The following is a 5304-nucleotide window of genomic DNA, read 5'->3' on the forward strand; positions in this document are numbered from 1 at the left end:
TTGGTTGGTGTGGTGCCTATATTTTACCAAAGAATAGGGTGTTTTTTGTATTTTAATGATAATTATTTCATTCCAAGACTAAGTGCAACAAGGAGTCAGGTCATTTTTTAAACTCCGAAACTTGAGTAAAACAAATAATAAATTGACAACACCCTTATTCATGATAAGATGGTATAAGCGCAATCGTTTGCGCATAAAAATAAATCAGTTACATAGGGGGCCAGACAATGCAGACACAGAAATGGTGGAAAGAGGCAGTAGCTTATCAAATATACCCAAGAAGTTTTATGGATGGGAATGGCGATGGAATCGGTGATATACCAGGGATCATAGCCAAACTTGATTATTTGCAAGATTTAGGAATTGATGTAGTGTGGATCAGCCCCATATATGAATCTCCTAATGACGACAACGGCTACGATATTAGTGATTACCAAGCAATCATGGGCGAGTTTGGCACGATGAAAGATTTTGATCGATTACTGGATGAAGTGCACAATCGTGGCATGAGGTTGATCATGGATCTTGTTATCAATCACACGTCTGATGAACACAAATGGTTTGTGGAATCTCGTTCAGCAAAGGATAATCCATATCGTAATTACTATATTTGGCGGCCAGGAAAGAGTGGAAAAGAACCGAACAACTGGGAGTCGATCTTCGGTGGGTCTGCTTGGGAATATGATGAACAGACTAATGAATACTATATGCATGTGTTCTCTCGAAAACAACCTGATTTAAATTGGGAGAACCCGGAAGTGCGTCATGAATTGTATGATATGGTCAATTGGTGGCTGGACAAAGGAATAGACGGGTTTCGAGTAGACGCCATTTCTCATATTAAGAAGACAGCAGGATTTCCTGATATGCCTAATCCCAAAAGTAAGAAGTATGTACCTTCTTTTGATGGTCATATGAATCAGCCAGGTATTGGAAAGTTTTTGGGAGAATTTGCGGAACAGACGATAAATCAATATGATATTATGACCGTTGGAGAAGCGAACGGCGTTAAGTTAGAAGAGGCAGAACAATGGGTTGGAGAAGACAAAGGCTATTTTGATATGATTTTTCAATTTGAACACCTCGATCTTTGGGATATAAGTGACAAAGGCGGATTGGATATAAAAACCTTGAAGGAAGTATTAACAAAATGGCAGAAAGGCTTGGAGGGTATAGGATGGAATGCTTTATTCTTAGAAAATCATGATCAGCCTCGTTCTGTTTCCACTTGGGGGAATGATTCCAACTATCGTGAGCGTTCAGCGAAAGGTTTGGGGTTAATGTACTTCTTCATGCAAGGGACCCCGTTTATTTATCAAGGTCAAGAGCTGGGAATGACGAATGTACAATTTGATTCGATTAACGATTATAACGATGTAGCAATTAAGAATAAATATCGACAAGAACAAAAGGAAGGAAGGTCTCACCAAGCCATCATGGCAGATATTTGGAAAGGCGGGCGTGATAACTCTCGTACACCAATGCAATGGGATGCCTCTGCAAATGCAGGATTTACCACTGGTAGTCCTTGGCTGAAAGTGAATCCAAATTATACGAACATCAACGTGGAGCAACAGCAGGAAGACCCAGACTCCATTCTTCACTTTTATAAAAAAATGATTCAACTTAGACAAGGAAATCAGCAATTCGTATACGGCACCTATGATTTAGTCGACGAAAAAAATCCACATGTATATGCTTATACAAGGAATTTAGTAGAACATGGCGCCTTAATCGTAGTCAATCTATTCGAAGAGGAAGCCAAACTGGAAATCCCAGAGGAAATTGTGAAAAAAGAACCTGTCTTAGCATTAGCTAATTTGGATCAAACAGAGTTAACTAATACATTATCTCTACAGCCTTATCAAGCCTGTGTATATATATGGTGACGTCGCATCTCCCTTGACAAAAGTCAGACATTTCTATAAACTATCAGAAAGTAAATGCCAATCATAAACTAACGTTTAGCATACATGACGATGATGAGGAATAGTAATAAAGTTCACATGTGCAGAGAGATGACGGTCGGTGCAAGTCGTTCTTGTGTCTTTATGAACTCGCCTCAGATGTCACAAAGGTGAACACAATAAGTAGCCTTTGTCGTTTTCCGCGTTAAGGAACGGAAGTGGGTGTTTGTTTGAACACTAAAGTTGGGTGGTACCGCGGGAATCTCTCTCGTCCCATTACGGGATAAGGGAGATTTTTTTGTGTTCAGAACATAGGTTTGTTTGCGGCTTAATCTTAAGATGTTGAAGGAGGAGCATTCATGTCGTTCGATCATTTGAAAATAGAGAAAAAATGGCGGAACTATTGGTTGGAAAAGAAGACGTTTGCCACAAATACAAAGTCTGAGAAAGATAAATTTTATGCATTGGATATGTTTCCTTATCCTTCCGGGGCGGGATTACATGTAGGGCATCCAGAGGGTTATACGGCAACAGATATCTTGTCCAGGATGAAGAGAATGCAAGGATATGAGGTGTTACATCCAATTGGCTGGGATGCTTTTGGACTGCCTGCTGAGCAGTATGCCTTAGATACGGGGAATGACCCTGCTGAATTCACGAAGGAAAATATTCAAACGTTTCGTCGTCAAATCCAAGAGTTAGGTTTCTCTTATGACTGGGATCGAGAAATTAATACGACCGATCCAAATTACTATAAATGGACCCAATGGATTTTTCTCCAATTATATGAGAGAGGATTGGCCTATATAGATGAAGTGCCGGTAAATTGGTGCCCAGCTCTTGGTACTGTATTGGCAAATGAAGAAGTTATCGACGGGAAAAGTGAACGGGGTGGACATCCTGTAGAGCGGAAGCCAATGAAACAGTGGATGTTGAAAATCACCGCCTATGCTGATCGTTTGTTAGAAGATTTGGAAGAATTGGATTGGCCAGAAAGTATTAAAGATATGCAGCGTAATTGGATCGGCCGTTCAGAGGGGGCGGAGGTTACCTTTACGATTGATGGTCATTCTGAATCATTTGATGTATTCACTACTAGACCAGATACTTTGTTTGGGGCAACCTATGCCGTATTGGCTCCTGAGCATCCATTAGTTGACATCGTGGTAACACCTGGACAGCAACAGACGGTCGATGATTATTTAGAAAAAATAAAAACGAAAAGCGACCTAGAACGCACGGATTTAGCAAAAGAGAAGACCGGAGTATTCACTGGTGGATATGCCATTAATCCAATTAATGGAGAAAAACTGCCAATCTGGGTGGCTGATTATGTATTGATGACTTACGGATCCGGTGCGATTATGGCCGTTCCAGCACATGACGAACGAGACTATGAATTTGCTAAAGCTTTTCATTTGAACATTGTCCCTGTTTTAAAGGGTGGAAATATAGAGAATGAGGCTTACACAGGTGATGGACCACACATCAACTCTGACTTTTTAAATGGTCTTCACAAAGAAGAAGCAATTACAAAGGCGATTGAGTGGTTAGTAGAGAATAATGTTGGGGAAAAGAAAGTTACTTATCGATTACGTGACTGGTTGTTTAGCCGTCAACGGTATTGGGGTGAACCTATTCCCATTATTCATTGGGAGGATGGAACGATGTCAGCCGTTCCAGAAGATCAGCTGCCTTTAGTTCTTCCAGAAATCGATGAAATAAAGTCATCGGGTACGGGTGAATCTCCGTTAGCGAATGTGTCGGAATGGGTTGGTGTAGTCGATCCGGAAACAGGGAAGAAAGGGCGTCGTGAAACCAATACGATGCCGCAATGGGCAGGGAGCTGTTGGTATTTCTTGCGTTATGTAGACCCGCATAATACGGAACAGTTGGCTGATCCAGAATTGCTAAAAGACTGGTTGCCGATTGATGTATATATTGGCGGAGCAGAGCACGCTGTTTTACACCTTCTATATGCTCGTTTCTGGCATAAATTTTTATATGATATTGGTGTAGTATCTACGAAGGAACCGTTCCAAAAACTTTATAATCAAGGTATGATTTTAGGCGAAAACAATGAGAAAATGAGTAAGTCCAAAGGGAATGTTGTGAACCCTGATGAAATAGTTGAAACGCATGGAGCAGATACACTTAGACTATATGAAATGTTTATGGGACCTTTAGATGCGTCTGTTGCTTGGAGTACGAATGGCTTAGACGGTGCAAGACGTTTCTTAGATCGGGTATGGCGCTTGTTTATTACAGATGATGAGACGCTTTCTGAGAAAATGACGGATAGTAATGAACCATCTGCATTGGATAAAGTCTATCATGAAACGGTAAAAGTGGTGACACACAATTTTGAAGATTTACGATTTAATACCGGTATTTCTCAGATGATGGTGTTCATTAATGAAGCTTATAAAGCTGATCAGATTCCTCGTTTCTATGCAGAAGCCTTTGTTAAATTACTTTCACCGGTGGCACCGCATATTGCAGAAGAATTATGGGCTCGTTTAGGTTATACGGAAAGCCTTGCTTATGAAACGTGGCCAACGTATGATGAAGCGCAATTGGTAGAAGATGAAGTGGAAGTAGTTATTCAGGTGATGGGCAAGGTACGGGCAAAAATGATGATTGCCAAGGATGCTACCAAAGAAGAGATGGAAGAAAAAGCTCTATCAATAGATAGTATCAAAGAGCGTTTGGAAGGAAAAACAATCAGGAAAGTTATTGCTGTTCCTGGCAAATTAGTAAATATTGTAGCTAATTAATCTCAAACCAGCTGTCGCTCTTTGGCAGCTGGTTTTTATGTCACTTATAAAGGTGTTTTGGATGAGGACGGTGATCGTGATAGTGTCTAATTTGTTGTTTTGGTTGTTCAAACGAAAATCATGACTCGTGCTCTTTTTGTTATTCTAGATGGAAATGGGTAATCCCAGAAGTTATGGTTATGCTTTATGAAGTAATAAGGAAAGTGATGCGAAGTGGTGATTCTACCATTTAACGTATTTTACAAGAAGCTTCCATTCTTATGAAATGTGAAGGGGAGAGATAAAGCGGCTTTCGGCATGGAAGTGAGAAGTCACCACTTCAAGTTGTCAGAAATGAATGGTAAGTAATTTACTAGTTGACATACCCAAACAAAACATGTAGTATTGTAAAGGTTGGCATTGATTTTGATTATATTAAATTCTTGTTGACATAATCTATTTAATTTGGTATAATCTTTTTACTGTCTTACTTAAAGAATAAATAGGCAGAATTCATTGATCATTGAAAACTGAACAAAACAACCAGTATGTGTAAGAAGAAAAGCAAAAAGCTAGCTTGTCAAAAGCGAGCACAAGTACAAACTATATTGAGAGTTTGATCTTGGCTCAGGACGAACGCT

2 protein-coding genes and 1 other annotated feature are annotated in these 5304 nt (G+C 39.9%); both genes read left to right on the forward strand.

The window, feature by feature from the left end:
* Positions 1-227: 227 nt before the first annotated feature.
* Complete coding sequence (locus tag E0E32_RS00065; RefSeq protein WP_130858601.1) at positions 228-1889, forward strand: glycoside hydrolase family 13 protein; 1662 nt, start codon at positions 228-230, stop codon at positions 1887-1889.
* A gap of 81 nt (positions 1890-1970) precedes the next feature.
* Positions 1971-2186: a binding site (T-box leader), on the forward strand.
* 80 nt (positions 2187-2266) lie between these two features.
* A complete protein-coding gene (leuS, locus tag E0E32_RS00070) occupies positions 2267-4684 on the forward strand; it encodes a leucine--tRNA ligase (RefSeq protein WP_066187349.1) in 2418 nt (805 codons plus the stop codon).
* Positions 4685-5304 lie beyond the last annotated feature (620 nt).

It is taken from the genome of Gracilibacillus phocaeensis (assembly GCF_900626275.1).
Lineage (GTDB): Bacteria > Bacillota > Bacilli > Bacillales > Amphibacillaceae > Gracilibacillus > Gracilibacillus timonensis.